The sequence below is a fragment of the Pseudooceanicola profundi genome, assembly GCF_050897955.1.
GTDB lineage: Bacteria > Pseudomonadota > Alphaproteobacteria > Rhodobacterales > Rhodobacteraceae > Pseudooceanicola.
On record NZ_JBPAXZ010000015.1, the window covers coordinates 1 to 1,046 of the forward strand.

Here is a 1,046-nt window from a genome sequence, read left to right on the forward strand (position 1 = left end):
ACTGGACCTGTCGCGTTTTTGTGCCGCTCCAAGTGCTCGTTTAGGCCACTTTCCGTTCGAATGCGACCGGGCTTTTCCAGCCCAATGCTGAGTGTCGCCGTCGCGGATTATAGAAGCCGTTGATGTATTGGAAGATGGCCAACTCGGCGTCTCTGCGCGTCTGCCAAGGCCTTCGCCATATTAGCTCAGCCTTGATCGTCTTGAAGAACGTCTCGACGGCGGAGTTGTCATAGCAGTTTCCCTTGCCGCTCATCGATACCTGGAAGCCGTGCTGGCGCAGGAGCTTCTGGTAATCGTGCGCACAGTATTGGCTGCCGCGATCGGTATGGTGGATGCAGCCCCTGGGAGGCTGGCGAAGCGCCACGGCCATCTTCAATGCCCGGATCGCCAAATCCCGCTTCATGCGATTGCTGACGGCCCAGCCGATCACACGCCGTGAATGTAGGTCGAGAAGGACAGCGAGATATAGCCAACCTTCACGCGTCCAGACATAACTGATGTCGCCTGCCCATTTCCGATTGGGCTGGTCCGCATGGAAGTCCCGGTTCAACAGGTTCGGCGCGATGTTGAAGGCGTGGCCGCTGTCGGTCGTCACCTTGTATTTCTTCGACCTTTCAACACGAATGCCGTTCTCGCGCATCAACCGACCGACACGACGATGACCAACGTTCAGGCCAAGCTCCTTCAACTCTTCCGTCATTCTTGGGCGGCCGTAGCTGCCCAGGCTGAGACGGGATTGTTCCTTGATGTGGGCCAAGACCGCCATGTCGCTCCGCTGCCTTTGGCTGGCAGGTCGGCTACGATAAGCCCGCAGGCCGCGTGAGCTGACATCCAGAACGTCGCACATGCGCTGCGCACAAAAGGCGTATCGGTGTTCTTCGATGAACCTGAATCTCATGGCTTTTGGCCCGCGAAGAACTGCGTTGCCTTCCTAAGAAACAGCCGCTGTCTCGCTAATAGGTGCCAAGGCGTAACCCATTGTCTTGGCACGCCGCTGGAGGTTTGAGAGCACACGTTGTCGATGCCTTTCGTCATAGGCCGCGGCG

1 pseudogene is annotated in these 1,046 nt (G+C 57.9%); it reads right to left on the minus strand.

Going from position 1 to position 1,046, the window contains the following annotated elements:
* Nucleotides 1-40: 40 nt before the first annotated feature.
* Nucleotides 41-919, minus strand: a pseudogene (locus tag ACRARG_RS21550) (IS3 family transposase); the annotation flags it as partial.
* Nucleotides 920-1,046: the final 127 nt, after the last annotated feature.